This is a genomic window from Euhalothece natronophila Z-M001 (assembly GCF_007904085.1).
GTDB classification, from domain to species: Bacteria; Cyanobacteriota; Cyanobacteriia; order Cyanobacteriales; family Rubidibacteraceae; genus Halothece; species Halothece natronophila.
This window is the reverse complement of the sequence record NZ_CP042326.1, coordinates 2566397-2586723: the sequence shown is the minus strand read 5'-3', so window position 1 is coordinate 2586723 and position 20327 is coordinate 2566397. Positions and strand designations below refer to the sequence as shown.

At 39.2% G+C, this 20327-nt stretch carries 26 protein-coding genes and 1 pseudogene; 24 read left to right on the top strand and 3 right to left on the bottom strand.

Translation table 11 applies throughout. The features are described 5' to 3' along the window. The first annotated feature begins 12 nt into the window (after window positions 1-12). The 9 genes from FRE64_RS12680 to FRE64_RS12645 all read left to right on the top strand — a co-directional run bounded on the left by FRE64_RS12680 (window position 13) and on the right by FRE64_RS12645 (window position 5280). Window positions 13-384, top strand: coding sequence for a nucleotide sugar dehydrogenase (locus tag FRE64_RS12680; protein ID WP_315862649.1), 372 nt, complete (start codon window positions 13-15; stop codon window positions 382-384). 35 nt (window positions 385-419) lie between these two features. Next, window positions 420-1154, top strand: coding sequence for a Uma2 family endonuclease (locus FRE64_RS12675; protein WP_146296574.1), 735 nt, complete (start codon window positions 420-422; stop codon window positions 1152-1154). A gap of 159 nt (window positions 1155-1313) precedes the next feature. Continuing rightward, window positions 1314-1541 carry a UPF0175 family protein gene (locus tag FRE64_RS12670; protein ID WP_146296573.1) on the top strand — a complete coding sequence of 76 codons (228 nt, stop codon included), beginning with the start codon at window positions 1314-1316 and terminating at the stop codon, window positions 1539-1541. Then, the gene (locus FRE64_RS12665; protein WP_146296572.1) at window positions 1528-1989 is read left to right on the top strand and encodes a DUF3368 domain-containing protein; all 462 of its coding nucleotides are present in this window, start codon (window positions 1528-1530) and stop codon (window positions 1987-1989) included. The genes FRE64_RS12670 and FRE64_RS12665 overlap by 14 nt, the downstream gene beginning before the upstream one ends. Window positions 1990-2219: 230 nt before the next feature. Next, the gene (locus tag FRE64_RS12660) at window positions 2220-4091 is read left to right on the top strand and encodes an ABC transporter ATP-binding protein (protein WP_146296571.1); all 1872 of its coding nucleotides are present in this window, start codon (window positions 2220-2222) and stop codon (window positions 4089-4091) included. A 62-nt stretch (window positions 4092-4153) separates the two neighbouring features. Next, window positions 4154-4369: an ATP-binding cassette domain-containing protein gene (locus tag FRE64_RS18110; protein ID WP_222597824.1), complete on the top strand. Its 216-nt coding sequence runs from the start codon at window positions 4154-4156 to the stop codon at window positions 4367-4369. A gap of 30 nt (window positions 4370-4399) precedes the next feature. Next, a complete protein-coding gene (locus tag FRE64_RS18105) occupies window positions 4400-4555 on the top strand; it encodes a hypothetical protein (protein ID WP_222597823.1) in 156 nt (51 codons plus the stop codon). A 90-nt stretch (window positions 4556-4645) separates the two neighbouring features. After that, window positions 4646-4867: a hypothetical protein gene (locus FRE64_RS12650; RefSeq protein WP_146296570.1), complete on the top strand. Its 222-nt coding sequence runs from the start codon at window positions 4646-4648 to the stop codon at window positions 4865-4867. A 2-nt stretch (window positions 4868-4869) separates the two neighbouring features. Then, window positions 4870-5280, top strand: coding sequence for a type II toxin-antitoxin system VapC family toxin (locus FRE64_RS12645; RefSeq protein ID WP_146296569.1), 411 nt, complete (start codon window positions 4870-4872; stop codon window positions 5278-5280). Between the two features lie 16 nt (window positions 5281-5296). Here the strand turns inward: FRE64_RS12645 and FRE64_RS12640 are convergent, their stop codons facing one another. After that, a complete protein-coding gene (locus tag FRE64_RS12640) occupies window positions 5297-5875 on the bottom strand; it encodes a Uma2 family endonuclease (RefSeq protein ID WP_146296568.1) in 579 nt (192 codons plus the stop codon). A gap of 40 nt (window positions 5876-5915) precedes the next feature. Here FRE64_RS12640 and FRE64_RS17745 point away from each other — a divergent pair, with 40 nt between their 5' ends. The 7 genes from FRE64_RS17745 (at window position 5916) to FRE64_RS17530 (ending at window position 9298) form a co-directional block, all read left to right on the top strand. Further along, on the top strand, window positions 5916-6065 hold the full coding sequence (locus tag FRE64_RS17745) for a hypothetical protein (protein ID WP_222597822.1): 150 nt from the start codon (window positions 5916-5918) through the stop codon (window positions 6063-6065). A gap of 203 nt (window positions 6066-6268) precedes the next feature. Further along, window positions 6269-6820, top strand: a complete 552-nt coding sequence (locus FRE64_RS12635) for an ABC transporter ATP-binding protein (protein WP_222597821.1) — start codon at window positions 6269-6271, stop codon at window positions 6818-6820. 164 nt (window positions 6821-6984) lie between these two features. Further along, entirely contained in the window at window positions 6985-7230 is a 246-nt protein-coding gene (locus FRE64_RS12630; RefSeq protein ID WP_146296566.1) for a hypothetical protein, read from the top strand. Further along, window positions 7230-7559 (top strand): DUF4351 domain-containing protein, encoded by a 330-nt coding sequence (locus tag FRE64_RS12625; RefSeq protein WP_146296565.1) that lies wholly within the window; start codon window positions 7230-7232, stop codon window positions 7557-7559. The genes FRE64_RS12630 and FRE64_RS12625 overlap by 1 nt, the downstream gene beginning before the upstream one ends. 258 nt (window positions 7560-7817) lie before the next feature. Further along, window positions 7818-8519, top strand: a complete 702-nt coding sequence (locus tag FRE64_RS12620; RefSeq protein WP_146297358.1) for a Uma2 family endonuclease — start codon at window positions 7818-7820, stop codon at window positions 8517-8519. A 175-nt stretch (window positions 8520-8694) separates the two neighbouring features. Next, window positions 8695-8937: a DUF4351 domain-containing protein gene (locus tag FRE64_RS12615; protein WP_222597820.1), complete on the top strand. Its 243-nt coding sequence runs from the start codon at window positions 8695-8697 to the stop codon at window positions 8935-8937. A 217-nt stretch (window positions 8938-9154) separates the two neighbouring features. Then, on the top strand, window positions 9155-9298 hold the full coding sequence (locus FRE64_RS17530; protein WP_186709077.1) for a hypothetical protein: 144 nt from the start codon (window positions 9155-9157) through the stop codon (window positions 9296-9298). Between the two features lie 143 nt (window positions 9299-9441). On the opposite strand, the gene FRE64_RS12610 is transcribed toward FRE64_RS17530, so the two are convergent. Continuing rightward, window positions 9442-10476: an IS630 family transposase gene (locus FRE64_RS12610; RefSeq protein ID WP_146294724.1), complete on the bottom strand. Its 1035-nt coding sequence runs from the start codon at window positions 10474-10476 to the stop codon at window positions 9442-9444. A 116-nt stretch (window positions 10477-10592) separates the two neighbouring features. On the opposite strand from FRE64_RS12610, the gene FRE64_RS12605 reads away from it, so the two are divergent. The 6 genes from FRE64_RS12605 to FRE64_RS17525 all read left to right on the top strand — a co-directional run bounded on the left by FRE64_RS12605 (window position 10593) and on the right by FRE64_RS17525 (window position 16153). Continuing rightward, window positions 10593-11621, top strand: coding sequence for a glycosyltransferase family protein (locus FRE64_RS12605; RefSeq protein WP_146296564.1), 1029 nt, complete (start codon window positions 10593-10595; stop codon window positions 11619-11621). A gap of 215 nt (window positions 11622-11836) precedes the next feature. After that, entirely contained in the window at window positions 11837-12928 is a 1092-nt protein-coding gene (locus tag FRE64_RS12600; RefSeq protein ID WP_146296563.1) for an agl cluster protein AglQ, read from the top strand. Then, window positions 12925-13815 carry a glycosyltransferase gene (locus tag FRE64_RS12595; RefSeq protein WP_146296562.1) on the top strand — a complete coding sequence of 297 codons (891 nt, stop codon included), beginning with the start codon at window positions 12925-12927 and terminating at the stop codon, window positions 13813-13815. The genes FRE64_RS12600 and FRE64_RS12595 overlap by 4 nt, the downstream gene beginning before the upstream one ends. 47 nt (window positions 13816-13862) lie before the next feature. Then, window positions 13863-14780, top strand: a complete 918-nt coding sequence (locus FRE64_RS12590; protein ID WP_146296561.1) for a glycosyltransferase family 2 protein — start codon at window positions 13863-13865, stop codon at window positions 14778-14780. Further along, window positions 14780-15919 (top strand): glycosyltransferase family 4 protein, encoded by a 1140-nt coding sequence (locus FRE64_RS12585; RefSeq protein WP_146296560.1) that lies wholly within the window; start codon window positions 14780-14782, stop codon window positions 15917-15919. Before FRE64_RS12590 ends, FRE64_RS12585 begins: the two co-directional genes overlap by 1 nt. A gap of 78 nt (window positions 15920-15997) precedes the next feature. Next, on the top strand, window positions 15998-16153 hold the full coding sequence (locus tag FRE64_RS17525) for a glycosyltransferase (protein ID WP_186708817.1): 156 nt from the start codon (window positions 15998-16000) through the stop codon (window positions 16151-16153). A 127-nt stretch (window positions 16154-16280) separates the two neighbouring features. Here the strand turns inward: FRE64_RS17525 and FRE64_RS12580 are convergent, their stop codons facing one another. Then, entirely contained in the window at window positions 16281-17045 is a 765-nt protein-coding gene (locus FRE64_RS12580) for an Rpn family recombination-promoting nuclease/putative transposase (RefSeq protein ID WP_246140312.1), read from the bottom strand. A gap of 268 nt (window positions 17046-17313) precedes the next feature. Here FRE64_RS12580 and FRE64_RS12575 point away from each other — a divergent pair, with 268 nt between their 5' ends. Both FRE64_RS12575 and FRE64_RS18315 read left to right on the top strand, forming a co-directional pair. Further along, window positions 17314-18744 (top strand): dihydrolipoyl dehydrogenase family protein, encoded by a 1431-nt coding sequence (locus FRE64_RS12575; protein WP_146296558.1) that lies wholly within the window; start codon window positions 17314-17316, stop codon window positions 18742-18744. Between the two features lie 161 nt (window positions 18745-18905). Continuing rightward, window positions 18906-20324 (top strand): annotated as a pseudogene (locus FRE64_RS18315) (SNF2 helicase-associated domain-containing protein); the annotation flags it as partial. Between the last annotated feature and the right edge of the window lie 3 nt (window positions 20325-20327).

Genomic DNA, 20327 nt, shown 5'->3' with positions numbered 1-20327 from the left:
TACAAACAAACAATTCAAGAAATCGTCCCTGTTAGTAGTGCTAAAGCGGCTGAATTAGTCGAAGTTTTTGAAAATACTTTTCGAGCAGTTAATATTGCTTTAGTAAATGAGTTGGCGTTACTCTGCGATCGCGCTGAATTAAATGTTTGGGAAGTATTAGAAGCTGCTCACACGAAACCTTTTGGGATTATGCCATTTCTACCCGGTCCAGGGGTAGGCGGACATTGCATTCCTATTGATCCACACTATTTAGAATGGAAAGCAAAAGAATTTAATTTTGAAACTCATTTTATTGCTTTAGCTGGCATTGTAGAAGTAGAGCGCGATCGCGCTTTAGAGATTGCTTCCCAAAGTATCAGAGACAGAAGTGAGAAAATTATTTAGTCTTTAAGATATAAGAAGCGTTAAACTAATTTGTTATGTATCAAACTGATCCCCCTAGACCCCCGAAAGAAGTGCTCCCGACAATGTATGATCTCCCTAGCGAAGATCCTGAGGAACTGGGAGGCTCTGACCAATTTCATATTTATCAGCCTCGATTGTTAGAAGAAACGTTTCATCCAGTTGGTTATCCCCCTGATCAGATTTTCATGGGGACTGATTTGAATGTGTATTATGATCCCCACAATCCGCAATGGTATAAGCGTCCTGATTGGTTTGCGGTCTTAGGGGTCTCACAATTATATGAAGAGCAAGATTTGCGTCTGAGCTATGTGCTGTGGCAGGAAGGCGTTGATCCGTTTATTGTCGTTGAGTTATTATCTCCAGGAACTGAAAAGGAAGATTTAGGTCAGACGTTACGGGAGGTGAATCAACCGCCAACGAAGTGGGAAGTTTATGAGCGAATTTTGAAAGTTCCCTATTACGCAGTTTTTGACCGCTATACTGACCATCTCCGAGTTTTTATGCTTCAAGGTGATCGTTATGCAGAACAGACACTAGAAGCGTCTTGTTTTTGGATTGACAGCATTGAGCTAGGTTTCGGGTTATGGCAAGGAATGTATCAAGGGATTAATCGCCAATGGTTACGTTGGTTTGATCGAGATGGAAATTGGCTACCCACACTGACTGAACAGAAACAACAGGAGCAAGAAAGAACGGAACGTTTAGCTGCAAAGTTGCGGGAGTTGGGAGTTGATCCTGATGAAGTTTAGCCTTCCGATCGCGCTCAGTAGAGTCAGTATGGCTAGGAAGGATTATTAATTAGAGCCAGAAAGAATGAGTGCTTGAGAGGAGTAGAAGGCTTTTTGGTTAGCGCGATCGTATCACTATAATAAGGGGTAAAGCCGATCAAAGTGTAGGAACACCTAACTATGCGAACTTTAGAATTAAATATTCCTAATACAATTGAAGAAACTGATGAAGAACTGCGATTGCTAATTGCGGCTAAGTTATACGAGAATGGCACCCTAAGCTCAGGTCAAGCAGCAGCAGTGGCAGGGTTAAGCAAGCGAGAATTTATTGAAATTCTAGGTGATTATCAGATTTCCCTCTTTAGTACATCCGTTGAAGAGTTAGAATTGGACATTGAAAACGCCTGAATTTGTCATTGCTGATACCAGTTCCCTGATTGTTTTCAAAAAAATTGGAAGACTGGAGCTTTTACAATTTGTTTATAGTGAAATTACGATTACTTCAGAAGTTGAATCTGAATATGGTGAAACTTTACCAGCTTGGGTTCGAGTGGAAAATGCGAGCAACCAAGAACAACAGAAGTTTCTGGAAGGGGAATTAGATACGGGAGAGGCTTCTAGTATTGCTCTAGCAATGGAATATCCTGATTCCCTGATGATCTTAGATGATTTAAAGGCTCGCAAAGTGGCTAGAAAGTTCAATCTTGTTTTTACAGGAACATTAGGTGTCATTAGTAAAGCTAGGGCTGAAGGATATCTGAATGAACTCAAGCCAATTATTGATCAAATTTTAGAAACAAATTTCCGCATCTCCGATCAAGTAATTAGAGCTTTATTATCGAAACATGAAGAATAAGGCGATAAAGAGGAGATTAACATGGTGCTGTTAGTGCAAGGGATATCGAAGAAGTTTTGTCAGAGCTTGCAGTAGTCCTTCTTCTATTTGTTTTCCTACTTGCCTGATTAAGACATATTAGCGGGTACACTGTAGAAGAGTACATTTTTTTACCCTGATCTCAAAATTGGATTGAGCAGAAACGCTGTTTTTGCAGTAGCTAGCAAGGAAAGGGATCATTCCCAATTATTATGCAACGTCAACTGACTAATTTCAAAGCCAGATGGAAAAAATACTTTTCCTCCTTCCTAGAAAATCCTGCCTATCGAGTAATTTTTGCCACCATTAATCACCATCGTCTATTAATCCTTCTTAATATCCATGCCAATTTATTAGCTGCTGCCTTTGAGGGAACGACATTTGGCAGTATTTATCTAGCTCTGCAAGTATTACAAGATGATCAAGTTGATTCTCTTCTCAATCATCCGATTATTGCTAATACTTTCTTATCAAGTTTCTTACACGAATTCACACAAGGGCAACTCTTTATTGGATTAATTGTATTAGCAGTTTTCATGCAGTTTCTTCGCCATAGTTTTGAATATATTGGGGCAGTTAGTTCTGATTATTTATCTGCTCGTATTCAAGCCCAGATGGTAGAACGTATATTTGCACAGATTATGTCTTTTACTTTTTCCTGTGCGAGTAGTTATAAAGTTGGAGATTTAGTGACTTATATTAATCAAACTGCTTATACCATTCAAAGACAAATTTATTATATTGATATTATTTTCGTTACTATTTTAACTATTATTGCTCAAGCAGTCGTATTGTTTACCATTTCTCCAGGTTTATCAGGAGTTACTATAATTATTTGCGCCATTGCTTTACTCCTTCAAAAATCACTAATTCCTAGAATTAAACGAACGGCTAAACAAGTTGCCCAAGTACGTGCCAATGTTTATAAACAAATTGTTGAAAGTTTACAAGCGTTACGAGTTATTCATATCTTTGGTCGGCAATTGGAAGCTCGTCAACAGGTACATGAGTTACAAAGACACTTAGTCCCCAAGCTAGAATATCAAAGCCGTTTGTCTAGATTAACCAAGCCATTAGGAAATACATTAACGCTAATAACTATTGCTACTTTACTCATTATTGGGTATTTCATGTTGAGAGACTCTGCTGCCGTATTACCTTCACTTGTTACATTTTTAGCCGTGCTGAATCGTCTTTCAATGCACTTAAATGGAGTAACTGAAAAAAATAATCGATTAGCAGAAAATGCAGGAGATTTTAATCGCTTAAGAGAAATTTTAGAGCCAGAAGGAAAAGAATTTAGTCGCGTTGGGGGGAAAGTATTTAATGGGCTTAAGAAGGAAATTAAGTTTGATCATATTTCCTTGCAATATTCAGAAGAACAAAAACTGGCTCTTAAAGATGTTTCTTTTGTGTTAGAAAAGGGGAAGGTAACGGCTTTAGTGGGAGGTTCAGGAGCAGGAAAATCCTCAATTGCTGATTTGTTGGTGGGATTATATCAACCAACTTCAGGAGTAATTTTAGTCGATGGGGAAGATTTAAATGAGTATAATATGACCAGCTGGCGATCGCGCCTTGGTGTGGTGAGTCAAGATACATTTATTTTTAATACCACAATTGGGAATAATATTCGGTATGGTAAACCTAGTGCCACGGAAGAAGAAGTAAGAAAAAGCGCGATCGCGGCGCAAGCGGATCAGTTTATTCGAGAGTTTCCCCAAGGATATGATACTGTGGTGGGTGAGCGAGGGTATCGTCTCTCAGGGGGACAGCGGCAGCGAATTGCCTTAGCCCGTGCTATCCTCAAAGAACCAGAAATTTTAATTTTAGATGAAGCTACCAGTGCCTTAGATAGTCATTCGGAATACCTAGTACAGGAAGCATTAAAGGAATTTCAGCGCGATCGAACGGTATTAGTGATTGCTCATCGGTTATCAACAATTGTCAATGCTGATCAAATTATTGTCTTAGAGAATGGGGAAGTGATGGAACAGGGAAGCCATGAAGCCTTATTAAATCAAGGGGGTAAGTATTTAGACTATTGGCGTTTACAATCAGAAAGTCAATCCAGTCAGGTTACTTAATGAGGAAGCGCGATCGAACTACGGGTTCAGTGAATCAAATGAGGGGATAATCGCGCCTCGGTGTGGTTAGCCAAGATACATTTATCTTTAATGAAAATATCCTCGAAAACATTCGCTATGGGAAACTGGATGCAACGGAGGCGGAAGTGAGAGAAAGCGCAGTGGCGGCGCAAGCAGATCAGTTTATTCAAAACCTACCTCATGGTTATCATACAGTTGTGGGCGAACGGGTTTATCGGCTTTCTGGCGGTCAACGTCAGCGTTTGGCGTTAGCTTGATCAATTCTGAAGCAACCGAAAATTCTGATTTTGGATGAAGCCACCAGCGCCTTAGACAGTCATTCTGAGCATTTAGTAAAAGAGGCGTTAAAGGAATTTCAGCGCGATCGGACGGTTCTAGTGATTGCTCATCGGTTATCAACGATTATCAATGCGGATCAGATTATTGTGTTAGAGAAGTGCTAGCATGGTATCGAGCATTCTAGTGACGATTATAGCTCACCTTGAAATGCTTTTATAGCCTTAATGTTTGCTTTTTAATTTGTGGAAAAAACGATGACTAAAATTAATTTAGAAATACCAAATGAAATTCTTCATAAAATTAATCAGCAGGGGGAACCTTTAGAAAAAGTATTAGTTGAGGCAATCAATAACTATTTGGAACAAAAAGAACTTGTTAAAAGTAAAACATGGGAATTATGTGGTAGTTTAAAAGTGAGTGATTATGATACAAGTGAGACAAACTATGCTGAAAATATTGATCAAGATATCTACTAAAAATGGCAGGATCAGAAATCATTATTGATACATCAGCATTAATTGCTTTTTTAGTAAGCTCTGAAACTCATCATCAAACTGCTAAAAACTATATCTTTAAGCATCCTCACCAAAAATGGATTATTTTAGAAACGGTATTTAATGAAACAGTTACTTGGATTCGGACTCGTGTTTCTAGCCAATCATCAGTTGAAGTAGGTAAAGTTTTGAGAACAGAACACCACTACGTTCATATTTCAGATCAGGATGAGGAAAATATTTGGAAAACTTTTTGCAAATATGATGATAAGAAATGGAGTTATACAGATTGTTCTTTATTAGTGATGGCTCATCGACTACAAGTTTTTGAAGTTTTCACTTTTGACAAACATATCTATCAAATGTCAGGTTTAGGAATTATCTGTGTACCTTAGTTTTTTTAATTTACTTTTACCGCCAGATTTTGGCTAGATTTAAGTTAAATCCCTTCAAGACATCTTCCCCAGAAAGAAAATTGGGAGCTTCTAAAATTTCTACAGCTTGTTTAGCACGGTAGATGGCAACACGCTTGTTTCGTGGTTCAAGTAACCAACCTAAGCGACAACCATTTTCCTTATATTCTTCCATTTTCTCAGTTCCTTGTTTCCAAGAATCGGAGGGTGAAAGCAGTTCGATGACAAAATCGGGGCATAATGGTAAAAATCCCTTTTTTTCCTCTGAGGTTAGAGCATTCCATTTTTCTAACCGAATCCAAGCGGCATCAGGAGAACGCTGTGCACCATTGGGCAAAGAAAATCCACCAGAAGAATCAAAGGTTTTTCCTAAGCCAGTTTGGCGATTCCATACACCTAAATCAATGATTAGTTCAGCATTCCAAGCACTGGTTTCTCCACCGGTAGGAGACATAACAATTAATTCTCCGTTGGCGTTAAGTTCTAACTTCGTGTCAGGATTGGTTGCACATAGGGTGTAAAATTGCTCTTTGCTTAACTTGATGATGGGGTTGAGGTTGAGGGTGGTAGTCGTCATAAGGGTTAACCGCTCGGATGATGTGGGGAAGGTTCTAAGATTGATTTTACAAGGTTGGTTAGCCGTGTTGGGTAAGGGGCAAGAGATGGGTAAAGTAAGAAAAGAAGCGCGATCGCGCTCTTTAAGTTATTTACCAGCCGATCGAGCGAAGCTCGCTGCCAGAGGCAATCGCGCTTCGGTTGTTATCTAAAAAGGCAAGAAAAGAAGAAAAACAGACGATCGCGCTGGGAGACAGACAGCACAAGGACTGGGTTTGCCAAAAATAGCCTCAATTGGAGTTTTGCCTCTGCGCGATCGCTGCTTGACTGGGTAAGATGTAAGGAAAAGCGCGTAGATTGGAGATCGAGCCGTAGAGCCTCGCTGATCTCGCTAATTACAGCAAATGTTATCTCAGTGGAGATCGTTGGGTACACTCTAGGGGAGGCGCGATCGCGCCTTGGTGTGGTGAGTCAAGATACATTTATTTTTAATACCACAATTGGGAATAATATTCGGTATGGTAAACCTAGTGCCACGGAAGAAGAAGTAAGAAAAAGCGCGATCGCGGCGCAAGCGGATCAGTTTATTCGAGAGTTTCCGCAAGGATATGATACTGTGGTGGGTGAGCGAGGATATCGTCTCTCAGGGGGACAGCGACAGCGAATTGCCTTAGCCCGTGCCATACTCAAAGAACCAGATATTTTAATTTTAGATGAGGCTACCAGTGCCTTAGACAGTCATTCGGAATACCTAGTACAGGAAGCATTAAAGGAATTTCAGCGCGATCGAACAGTATTAGTGATTGCTCATCGGTTATCAACAATTGTCAATGCTGATCAAATTATTGTCTTAGAGAATGGGGAAGTGATGGAACAGGGAAGCCATGAAGCCTTATTAAATCAAGGGGGTAAGTATTTAGACTATTGGCGTTTACAATCAGAAAGTCAATCCAGTCAGGTTACTTAAAGGGATGCGCGATCGCGCTTTTTGTGAGAAATGCAGGAGTAGGAGGCGCAGCGATTGCGCTTAGATTTGAGCTAGAATCACAATATTAGTGCGGTTTCTTGCTATGAAATATAATAGAAAAAAACTTGAAAACAGAGCTAAGAATCTAGTATTAATCGGAAAAAATGCAAATCACAATCGAATTACCTCCCGATTTAGAACAAGACTTAATCCATCAGGCAGCGCAATCCAACATTCCCCTGCAAACTCTAGTGCTGCAAGCCCTGCGTCAGCTAGCTCAATCTCCCTCTGATAGTGATAGTTCCCAATGGTCAGATATTATTTTATCCCATGAAGGAATTCCTGATTTTCCCTCCTTTGAATCCTACCGTGAAGACCTGCTTTCCCCGAGTGAACCCAATCTATTTTAATGCGATACTTATTAGATACTTGTGTGATCAGCGACTTTATTAAAGGAGAAACTGGCACTCAAACTAGGCTGAAACAGAGGTGGGATATGGCAGTCTTAAGAGAGTCTCCTTGGTATCAGCAAATTCTAAAAGAAGGGATACAAGAAGGACGACAAGAAGGAGAAATACAATTAGTTTTACGCTTGTTAAAGCGTCGTTTTGGAGTGTTAGATGAAGGTCTCCAACAGCAAATTCAAAGGTTATCAGTGGAAAAACTGGAAACTCTAGCCGAGGAATTGCTAGACTTTTCCACTTTGCAAGATCTAGAAACTTGGTTAAAACAGAACTAAATGAGGAAGCCCGATCGCGCTTTAGCTGTGTTTCAAGGAGATCCCAAATTAAGCTACATTTTAAAAATGGGATCAGATTGCCATAAAACCCTAAGCTCAGGTTAACCCGCAAAAATTGATAAAGTTTTCCTTTTCAAACTAAAAATGTTAACAGAATCACAGGAAAAGCCAAAACAACTTTATGAAACCGATTATCATCTTTGGGTGTTGGAAACAAAACTGGTTACCTTGAACAATTTAAAAAGGAGACTTGATGAGATGAGTGTTTCAACTAGCCAAAAAATTATTTACCCTGACAGTGATGGTCAACCCATGGCAGACAATACGAAGCAGTTCCGTTGGATTGTCTTAATCAAGGAAAATTTGGAACTGCTATTTGCTGATAATCCAGATGTGTTTGTGGCTGGTGATTTGCTATGGTATCCAGTAGAAGGTCACCCTGAAATTCGAGTTGCCCCTGATGCGATGGTGGTGTTTGGGCGACCAAAAGGAGACCGAGGTTCTTATCGGCAATGGGAAGAAGACAATATTGCGCCACAAGTGGTATTTGAAATTCTCTCCCCAGGAAACCGAGTTAAGGAAATGACTCGCAAGTTACAGTTTTATGAACGCTATGGGGTAGAAGAATATTATATTTATGATCCTGATAGTAATGAATTAGAAGGGCTACAACGACAAGACGGAAGTTTGCAGTTAGTCGAAGAAATCAATAACTGGATTAGCCCCCGTTTAGGGATTCAATTTACTCTCACCTCAGAAACACTAAAAATTTATCGTCCTGATGGCAGAAGGTTTCTATCTTCTCTAGAGCTAGAACAAGAACGCCAGCGAGCCTTTCAACAAGCTGAAGAGGAGTCCCAACGTGCCGAACAGGAGTCTCAACGGGCGCAACAGGAGTCTCAACGGGCCGAACGTTTAGCGGAACAATTAAGAGCTTTAGGAATTGATCCCGAAGCCTAAGGGCAATATTTTGAAGGCGCACTGATCGCGCTTTTTTCAGCAAGCCCTAACTAATGTACCACTCAGCTCTCTGGCTCAATATGAGGGAAAATGAGAGGGGGCGGAACCATTGTTATCATTTTTTGCTTCGTTTGTGTTAGAACTACCAGTAATACAGCAAATTATGAGGTGGGATATGGCAGTCTTAAGAGAGTCTCCTTGGTATCAGCAAATTCTGAAAGAAGGGATACAAGGAGGACGACAAGAAGGAGAAGTACAATTAGTTTTACGCTTGTTAAAGCGTCGTTTTGGAGTTTTAGATAAAGGTCTTCAACAGCAAATTCAAAGGTTATCAGTGGAACAACTGGAAGCTCTAGCCGAGGAATTGCTAGACTTTTCGACTGTGCAAGATTTAGAAACTTGGTTAAAACAGAACTAAATGAGGAAGTGCGATCGCGCCTTAGGCATTTTTCGGGTCGATAAAAGTGTACTCCTACTTCTATGGCACTAACTCTTCCCCCACAGAAATTTTTGCTTGGGTACGTTAAACCTTTAATGGATAATTATTAGCATGGTAAATCATCAAGTTTCAGTATTTAGAAACTTTGTGACAACTACCTAAAAATCAAGTGTCAAGAGGGAAGAAAACGTTGATTATGATTGCTTATCGCTTGACAACGGTTAAAAATTGTGATTGTTTATACTTTATGGAGCGAGGGAAGGTGGTCGATGAGGGAACTTATGAGGAGTTGCACGATCGGAATGAGGAGTTTATGAGGATGGCAAGGAGTCTAAATTAACTTCGTGAAGCATGGACGGAGTCCAATCACGCTACTTAATCAAAACAAGTTAAATAATGATGAACAAAATCACTATTGAGTTAGATGGTGAGGTTGCAGCTGGTAAATCTACATTATTAATCCGTGCAGGAAATAGTTAACACCTAAAGGCCAGCATATTGAACTGGCTGAGCCCAAAAATAACGACTAATACGTTCGGGACATTTCTGAAGACTGTATAAATAAGAGCGAACCCTTTTCATGAGTTCATTACGATTACGGGGTCTTTGTCGTCTCATAGCATTGCTTTTAATGTCCTGATTGAGAAATTCATCGGGATTTCGTTCTGGGCTGTAGGGGGGAAGATAAAACAGTTCCAATTCATCCTGATGTTGAGCTACCCATTGTTGAACTTTACGGGAGCGATGTACTGGGTGGCGATCTACAATCAAAAAAACTTTGTTTTCCCTGGAGCGAATTAATCGGCGTAAAAATTCCAAAAAGACATCGCTATTAAATCCCCCTTGAAATACTTGAAAGCGTAGGGTTCCTCGATTGGTCAGGGCGGAAATTAAGTTGCAACTGAAACGTTGCCCAGTTCCTTCTACAATTGGCGTTTTCCCTACCTCAGACCAACAAGTCCCTGCTTGATGGTCCGAACGCAATCCCATTTCATCACCCCAATGAATCTCAGCTCCTTCCTGCTGTGCTCGCTTGTGAATCGCTGGATATTCATGAGTTAACCAATGCTGAAGCTGGTGAGGACATTGCTCACGAGCGCATTTGGCAGGCTTTTGTGGAGACAGTCCCCAACGACGCAGATAACGACCAATCGTCGTTTGAGAAAGAGTAATTCCCCAACATTGTTCAATGAGCTGAGATACGGCTTGTCGAGTCCAGAGAGTAAATGGCAGTTGTAGTTGTTCTGGGCTGTAATCCCGAATGAGACGAGTAATTGTCGTTACCTGCGATCGCGCCAAGGTAGGATGCTCACGACGACCTTGTTTACAAGCTTTGAGAGCTGTCTCACCCCCACGACGGTAACGTTGCACCCACTGATTAACTGCTGTACGAGTAACTCCAAACTCTTGGGCCACTTCTCCTTGAGAACGTTTGTTCTCAATCACTGCCATGACCGCCCTTTTACGGATTGCTTGTTGAGCTTGAGGGGGTAAACTCCGAGCGTCTTTTAATTGCATATAGAAAACTGCCGTACTTCACTTTCCCATGTTAACTATTTAGCGCACGGATTAATAATTCTGCAAATGAATATGTAGAGCTTTTAGCTAAAGCCTACTCGCGTAAAGGTTATAGTGTGATTTTAGATGTACAGAACTTTTTATTTTCTGATTTCCTTCCAACCTTTTTGCATATTCAGTGGCCAGAGGCTATTTATAAATGGCGACACAAGCTTCCTATGGAGGAGTGTACGCTTACACTCTTATCTGAAAGGTTGGAATATTACAAAACGAATAAGGTTCCAATTGTTTGTACATTTCATAATAAATTACCACATTCAAATCCATCAAAATTTGATCAGAGAGCTTATGAACTTATATATGGAGAAGCCGACATAATTGTTCACCATGGAGAAAACTCAATTAAACTTATTAAAGAAGAATTTCCAGCAACAACAAAATCAAAACATATAATTTGTCCCCATGGGCCATATACTAAAATTCCTTATTCTAGCCAAGGTGCTAGACAAAAATACAAAATCCCGAATCAAAAATTTTCATTCCTATTTTTTGGTAGAATGCGAAAAAATAAAGGAGTAAATTTTGCTGGAAGCGTATTTCAAAATTTTAAAAATAAGCAACATTGTTTTTTCTCAGTTGGACCATCTCAACACAAAAATATATTAGCTAAATTTGAAGAAAAAACTGAGAAAGCTACTCCAACACTTTACCAAAATTATAGTATTTTAAAGCAGAAGTTTTTTGCTTCTGAAAATAAGAGAATTTTTCACAAATCCATACTTCCTTCCGAAATTCCTGAAATAATGGCCGCATCTGACGTAGTTTTTTTGGGTCATTTAGATGGAATCAATTCTGGAGTACTTGCTCTTGGAATATCTTATGGAAAACCTGTAGTTTTTCCAAATTTAGGAAATTTTCAAGAACAAGCTAAAGGCTGGGAATGGTATGAGGTTTATGAGCCTGGAAATATTGAATCTGCTGTTTCAGCATTGAACCGAATGATGAAACGATTAAATAATAATTTTTCACCTGGTCAAGTTATTATAGATAATACAAAATGGTACGATTTAAACTCGTGGGATATCCATGTAGATCGGATTCAATCTACTATAAAAAAAATTGTCAATAGCAATTATAGTTCTTAATGAAAACATCTATGTTAGTTATTTATCTCTAATGTCAATGGGGCTAATAGCTATTTAGTAGCATAATTTATAGCATTTTTCACTCCCATTAACTACACGCTGTGTTCCCTGTCTCCTATTTCCTAAACTAATAACCTTGTAGCTTACCAGCTTAGGAAATGCTATATATAAATATAAAAATAGTTAATTTCAATTGAAATATTTTTAATGATTGTATGCCTTCTCTAATTCAAGTATTAGAAGCTAGCGCACTTCAGGCACTAGAAATTCAGCAACCTGATGGTTCTATGCCCTCAGGGCATAATGGTCCATACCATGATCCAGAAACACCTGTTCGTAATACAGCTCACTGGCTCGTCACCTTCTGTCATATCTATGAGCAAACCCAAGACCAGCGTTTGTTTCATGCCGCTAATAAAGCAACCAATTATCTATTAAGTGCTGAAGCGCGACCTCAAGAAGCTAGCTTTTTTTGTCGCAAAAATCCTAAAAAAGATTCCTGTAATGGACTGATAGGACAGGCTTGGGCTATAGAAGGGCTTATTTGTGCTGCTCGTACCTTAAAGCGGGAAGATGCCTATACAACTGCCAAGGAAGTATTTGAACTCCATCCTTTTCTAGAAAATCGAGCTATTTGGCAACGAGTTGCCGCTGAGGGAAACTATCTAACCCCTGATAGAACATTTAATCATCAGCTTTGGTTTGCTGCTATTGGAGCTGAACTAAGAGATCAAGAAGCAACTGATAAGGTATATCAATTTCTTGATCAAATTGGTACTAATGTAGACAATTATCAGAATGGTGTAATTTTCCATAATTCACCACTAGGTAAAACTAAATTGAAAGACCTCAACTCTCTCAGTAACATTACTATGGCAATCAAAAGAATCGTGAAAAGTAAGCGCAATCGTCGCTCTCTGTATAGCAAATCAGTTGGTTACCACAGCTTTAACCTTTATGCCTTTGCAATTCTAAAAAAACACTTTCCGAAGCATAAGTTTTGGTCATCCAGCAAAATGCAAAAAATGCTGGACATTACTAAAGAACCTATCTTTAGAACCCAATTAGACCAAAGTGATTACAGCTGGCCCTATAATCCGCCAGGATTGGAACTAGCATTTTGTGGGGAAGCATTCGATCTAGGTAAGGATTACTGCCAAAAATGGATAACTACTCAAGTGGAAAAAACTTACGATCATAAAACTAAAAATTTGATGCTCAATAATTCGGCAGATACTACAACTTCCTCAGCTCGGATTTATGAAGCTACTCGCCTGAATAATGATTATGAGGTTAATTATCCATGATAGCTGATACTGAAAAAACACCTTTTGTATCTGTGATTATTCCTACCTATCACGATTGGGAACGATTAAAAATTTGTTTAGAAGCACTTTCCAATCAGACTTATCAGATAGAGAATTTCGAGATTATTGTTGTGAATAATAGTCCTGAAGATGAGCCTCCTTATAAAATTGAAAAAAATAATGTACGATTATTCAAAGAGCCAAAATTAGGAAGTTATGCCGCTCGGAATAAAGGGATTAAAAATTCTAGAGGGGAAATTATAGCATTCACTGACTCTGACTGTATTCCCGATCAAAATTGGCTTGAACAAGGAGTTTTCCAATTAGTTAGTACCTTAAATTGTGGTTTAGTTGCTGGAAAAATTAACATATTTTATAAAAATTCTAGTTTTCCTACAGATTTTGAAATTTATGAAAAAGTAACAGCATTTCCTCAAGAAAAATATATTAAGCGTTTTCAATTCGGTGCAACTGCTAATCTATTTACTTATAAATCTGTCATTGAAACTGTAGGAAAATTTAATGAAAAACTTCAATCCAGAGGAGACTTAGAATGGGGACAGCGAGTTTTTGCAACAGGATATAGACAAATATACGCTGAAAATGCTTGTGTAGATCATCCAGCTCGATCATCTTTAGAAGATGCTTTAAATAAATCTAAAAGAATTGCAATAGGAGTTTATGACTTGAATCGCGATCGCGCTTTTTTTCTAAAGTTTTTGCGAGGGCTTAAATATATGAGTCCTCCTATTGAAAAAATTTTTATTATTTTTATATCATCTGAAATTCTGGGAAGTTTTAAGAAGCTAAAAGTTGTCTATATTGCTATAATGTTAAAATTCGTTATGGGTAAAGAATATATGAAACAATTACTATTTACACAGTAATAACTTAATTACTCTTACTTATAATTAAGAAATATTTTTTCTGTAAAATGAATAATCACCACTTAGAAACACCAGTTATTTTTATAATATTCAACCGACCAGACACCACCGCCAAAGTCTTTGAAGCCATCCGCCAAGCCAAGCCTAAGAAGCTATTAGTAGTTGCAGATGGGGCACGTTCTGATAAAGAAGGAGAAGCAGAAAAATGTGCTGCGGTGCGTGCCATAATTGATACAGTTGATTGGGATTGTGAAGTGCTTAAAAATTACTCTGATGTTAATTTAGGTTGTAGAAAAAGGGTTTCTAGTGGTTTAGATTGGGCTTTTAGTCTAGTAGATGAAGCAATCATACTTGAAGATGACTGTTTACCTGATTCCACATTCTTTCCATTTTGCCAAGAATTACTGGAAAAATATCGCGATGATAAGCGAATTATGGCTATCTCTGGTGACAATTTTCAATTTGGACGTAAAAGAACAAATTATAGTTATTACTTCTCACGTTTCAATGATTGTTGGGGGTGGGCAACATGGGATAGAGCTTGGCAATATTATGATCATAATATGAAATTATGGGAAGAAATACGAAATGGAGGTTGGTTAAAAGATATATTGAACAATGATTTTTGGCTAATTCAATACAGAAAACATAAATTGCAATCTGTTTATGATAAAAAAATAGATAGCTGGGCTTATCTTTGGACATTTTCTTGTTGGATACAAAATGGACTAATTATTATTCCTAATCAAAATTTAGTATCAAATATTGGTTTTTCTTCAACAAGTACCCACACGACTGATGTCAAAAGCCCAATTGCTAATTTGCCAACACAACCGATTAGTTTTCCTCTTCAACACCCACCTTTCATTATTCCTAATACTAAAGCTGATAATTTCCGAAATAAAAAAATATTTGGATTATTACCTAGAGCAATTAGAAAAATTAAGAGAATATTGAGCTTATAATGAACTCATATTTACATTATAACAATCCTTTTAACAATTTTATATTTTATTCTTATAAAGTTATTATCATTACTCCTATTTTGTTCGGTAGTGGTACTGGTGCTGCAACTTACTACTATCTCTTAGCAGAAGGTTTACAGCATCAAGGCATTGATTTAACCATTATAAGTGAAAAGGCGAACCTTCCGATTAATTTTGACAATGGTGAATACCTTGGGTTATTTCCAAGTCGTACTGGAAAAAAGAAACAATTAATTAGAGATTTAATTGGCTATGCTTGGCAGAACTTACAATATTTAAAACTACCCAGTATTGTTCAAAAAAAACAGTCTAATGCTGTGTTAGTTCACACCAGCTTCTATAATTTACCTGGTATCTTTCCACAAGTCATGAAACGCGCGATCGCGCAGAAACAATCTAAACAAAAATATATTGCTGATGTTAGAGATGTTTTGCTACCCCTCAAACAGGTTAAATATCTATCCCAATATGATCAAGTCATTGCTTGTTCCGAAAATGTTCGCCAGCTTCTCATCTCAGGAGGCTTAAATCAAGAAAAAATTACTTATATTCCCATTCCCCAAGAAACCATTTCTGTTAATTCCGTAGAAGTTGAAAACTTGTTGACGGAATTAGGGCTAGATCAAACGCCTTATATCTTTTATGCAGGGATGATCAAAGAAATTAAAGCCATTGACTTACTCCTAGAAACCTTTACTCAATTTGTTCATCCAAAGCAGCCTGACATTAAATTAGTGCTAGCTGGCTATATCAAAACAACCAATCCAAAAATTCTTAACTTACTGCAATCTGAAAATGTTCATTATGTTGGCAACCGTAACCGAAAGGATATCTTAAACTTAATGGCTGGTGCTAGCTTGTGTATTAATTTATCTCCTAATGAGTCAATTGGTCGTTCTAGTTTAGAAGCCTTAGCCTTAAAACGCCCTACTTTGCTTCCTCCAAATATTCCAGAATTTATGTGCCATTGTCCTGATTTTGTTGTGAGCAGTCGCGATCCGCAAGTCATTGCTGAACAGATCATTGATACCCTATCAAAACAAAAAATTCCCACTTATCCCATTGAACAGCATTTGCCTGAAAAAGTAATTCAACAATACCATACTATATTAAGGTAAAAAGCGCGATCGCGCTCTCAGCAATGTTCATTTTCTCGGCTACCAACCAAAAAATCAATTCTCATTCCTCATAATGCAATGCAGAGTTGGGTTGAAGCCTTGAGATGGAGTGGCAATCATCTTATGCAAATGGAAAAGATGGGGAAAAAAGCCCGTCAGGTTTATCAACAAAAATATACCCCTGAAATTAACTATCAGCAAATGATGAATATTTATCAAACTATATTAAAGTAAAGCACCATTTCCTCCGATAGTAGCGCGATTAGGCTACCGTCTATGCTACACAAACGGGTTTGGGATGAGTGGGAAGGCGCAATGTTGCTCTGCGAGAGTCTCTGCAGCAATCGTGGTTAAGCCTAGGTTAAGATGTTTTTTTCTTGTTAGCCTCCTTTTTTACCATCTCTAGAGGTAAATCCAACCACTGCGCGATCGTATTTAACTCAACACCAGAGTCTAGCATTCTTGACACTGCCTCTAGTTTTCCTTCCTGTTTCCCTTCCGTAAATACTTCCTGATAAAATCTTGTTTGTTTTAAATCATCTACCCCTAACATGGCAGCAATCTCCTTCCGACTCATTTTTGGAAACTTATAAACCATAATACTCTCGATTAAGTCTATGATATCACTTCTAAGTTTTGTCTCGTTTACCTCTCTAGAAACTGACTCTAATAGCATTTGCGCTTGTTGTGAAACTTCCGTTTCTTTTGAAGTAATTAATTTCACTAAGCGCACCCCCAAAGGACTATTTTCCCCTTCCTCTAATTCATCAAGATAAATTCGCCTCACTTGCTCCAAATTTAACAACGGTTGGAAATGAGGCTCACTATTTCTTTCTACACTGCGAGTCGGATAAATCACTACTACTCGCCAAGGATGCACAGGCTGATATTGTTTGATGTATAGAAAAAGTTCAGAAAAAATGCGAGAATAAAGTTGCTCATCAGGTTGAAACTGCACTTCTACCACATAAAATGGGTCTTTTTTGTTGCCACTGCTAGGAAAAAAGATACCGTCAATGCGAAATGCTAATTGCTTAACTTCTACGGAGGTAAACTGATAATTGCAATCAGCTTGAGATGAACCAGAAAGGAGTTCAAAAAATAATTGCGGTCGTATTTGGAACAATCGGTAAAAAAGGCTGTCTGTCTTCAACTTCTTGGATTTAGTAGCAGTTAATTATCGTTTTAGGTTATCACACCTCTAGCCATAATAAAGTTAATCGCTACTTGAGATGAAGGGGGAAGCGCGATTAGTTTTTGGGATGAGGGGGAGTAGCGCGATCGCGAAACATAGGCGGAACCTAATCGCTCTTTTAGTTAATTATCAGGAAGGGCTAAGTTTCATCCTCTTCAATGAAAATTAAACAAGTCGAGATCATTTAGAGATAATAACAATGGCAGTAGATTATGATATCGTAATTATCGGCGGTGGTTCTGGTGGGCTAGTGGTTGCCAGTGCCGCAGCGCAGTTAAACGCCAAGGTAGCCCTAGTGGAAAAAGACCGTTTAGGGGGAGACTGTCTCTGGTTTGGTTGTGTTCCCAGTAAATCATTATTACACGCTTCGAGAGTCGCCCATGAAGTAAAAAATAGCTCACGATTTGGCATTTATACTACACCCCCTGATATTCAATTTGTCGAAGCTACGGGTCATGTGCAGAAAGTTATTAGTACCATCCAACCCCATGATTCCCCAGAACGGTTTGAAAGTCTAGGGGTAGAAGTGATTTTTGGGGAAGGTCAATTTAAGGATGAGAAAACCTTTAGCGTTAATGGGCGTGACTTAAAAGCCCGTGCTTTTGTAGTTTCCACAGGGTCTCGCCCGAAAGTTCCCCCCATTGAAGGCCTTGAAGAAGCTGGCTTTTTAACCAATGAACAAGTCTTTTCCCTAAAAGAACGTCCCGAGTCTTTAGCCGTCATTGGCGCAGGCCCCATCGGATGTGAATTAGGACAGGCATTTCATCGCTTAGGCTCACAAGTCACCATGGTATCCAGCCGTGACCATATTCTACCAAAAGAAGACCCAGAAGCGGCGTTAGTGGTAGAGAAACAGTTAGAAGCGGATGGGATTAACCTTCTGCGAGGCGCACGAGCGCAAAAAGTCGAGGTAATCGACGGCAAAAAACATCTCTGGGTTGGCGATGAGGAAGTGGTTGTTGATGAAATTTTAATCTCTTCTGGGCGTGTTCCCAATGTGCATTCCCTGAATTTAGCAGCTGCAGGGGTGAAATATAATGAGCAAGGGATAGAAGTTAATGAAAAACTGCAAACCTCCAATAACCGCATTTATGCCTGTGGTGATGTTATCGGTGGCTATCAGTTTACTCATGTCGCAGGTTATGAAGCAGGGGTAGTGGTGCAAAATGCCCTATTTTTCCCTTCAGCTAAAGCAGACTATCGGGTAGTTCCCTGGGCTACCTTTACTGAACCAGAATTAGCCCGTGTGGGATTAACTGAAAAACAGGCGAGAGACCGTTATGGGGATGATGTAGAGATTCTCAAGCAAGAGTTTGCAGATGTGGATCGCGCTCAAGCAGAAGGGGCAACAGAAGGCTTTGCTAAAATTATCACTACTGGGAAAGGGGAAATTCTGGGAGCGCATATTGTGGGTTCTTCTGCTGGAGAAATTATCCATGAAGTAATCATGGCGATGAAGCATAACTTACCTGTGTCAGCCTTAACGGGAATAATTCATATTTATCCCACTCTGTCTGAGGTGAATAGTAAAGCAGCGTTACAGTTGAAGAAACGGAATTACGCTAAAAATACTCAGCTACAGAATACTTTACGGAAGCTGTTTGGTTTCTTGCGTTCTATCAATTCATGAGCTATCTTCTCTATCTTAGAACACTAAAGTTGCGCGATCGCTGATCAAGAAAATGATCGACCCATTGCTTTTCGCGGTAAGGTAGAAAGTACGAAATAAACAGATGTCTGAGGGAAAACCTTGGCGTTTGTTGTGATGGTAATGAATAGAATGTAATAATAATGACCAAGTTACAAGGGATTTGGCTGTCAGAAAGTAAAGGGCTTTTTATTTGGGGAGAAATGTGGCGCACTCATGGGGGGGTAATGCTCAAAAAAACGCCTTCCTCCCATCCCCTAACCCTAAGTGAACATGAACTCGCCTCAGTTTTGACAGAATACGCCATTCCTGAAGATCAACTCAATCATTGGATTACAAAAACCCTCACCTTACCAAGCCAACAAGTTACTGCCAAAAAATTTCTACCACTTCTCTCGCAACAAACCCCAGAGGATACCAAAAATATTTCCCTGAAACCGTGGCGCGTTTCTGGTTACTACCTCTCCCCTGAAATAGCCCTTCATTTCTTAGACCATCTTTCCCTAGAAACAAGTGGCAGTTTACGATTTTGGTCACATTTATATGTTTGGGTTAATCAATTATTAGGACGATCAAAATTTTTACCAACGCTACAATCGCAACAAGCTGGAAAGACTACCACTGTTTGGCAACCACTTTTTGATGCGCCTAGTGATCAAACCCGCTTACAAACCTTTGCCCAACAGATGCCGAATAGTTGTCGCGCCCATGACTTAGATGATTCTCCCCAAGCCCTAATTATCGACTTTCTCAGTACCCTCCTTGATACTAAAATTCGTCTCTATTCCATTCAAACTTTTCCTGCTGTAACCACTCCTCTCCTTAAACAATGGTTCCTTGCCCTTTCGAGTCAAGAGTCTAGCTTCTCAGCAGAGGGCATGAGTTTACGCCGCCTTGAAAAGGCTTTAACCTTATGGACAGAACCCATCCAAGACTATCTCGGGCATAATTTATTAAATTCCATTGGACAACATCCCTTTCGCCCTTGTTTTCGTCTTCTTCCTCCTTCTGAAAGCAAGGAAAATTGGTTTTTAGAATATGGTTTACAAGCCCGTGATGATCAAGACTGTTTTCTCAATGCCCAAACCATTTGGAATACAGCCACAGAAGAAGTAATTTTTCAAGGGAGAAGCGTCACTCAGCCTCAAGAAACCTTATTACAAGGATTAGGATTAGCTCTGCGTTTATATCCGCCAATTCAGGAGAGTTTACAAACCTCAACTCCTACAGGATCTTCTCTTGATCCCATTCAGGCTTACGAATTTATTCGGGCTAGTGCCTGGCGACTTTCAGAAAATGGCTTTGGTATTATTTTACCCCCTGGTTTAACCCCTGGAGAAGGGGAAAGACGATTAGGGGTAAAAGTGAAAGCGCAAGCCCCCAAGAAAGGGCAAAAATTAGGCTTACAAAGCCTACTCAATTATAAGTGGGAATTGGCAGTGGATGAGGAAACATTATCCCCCGCTGAGTTTAAGCAATTATTAGATCAGCAGTCGCCTCTGGTGGAAGTAAATGGGAAATGGTTAGCCCTTCAACCCAGTGATGTTAAAGCCGCGCAAAATCTC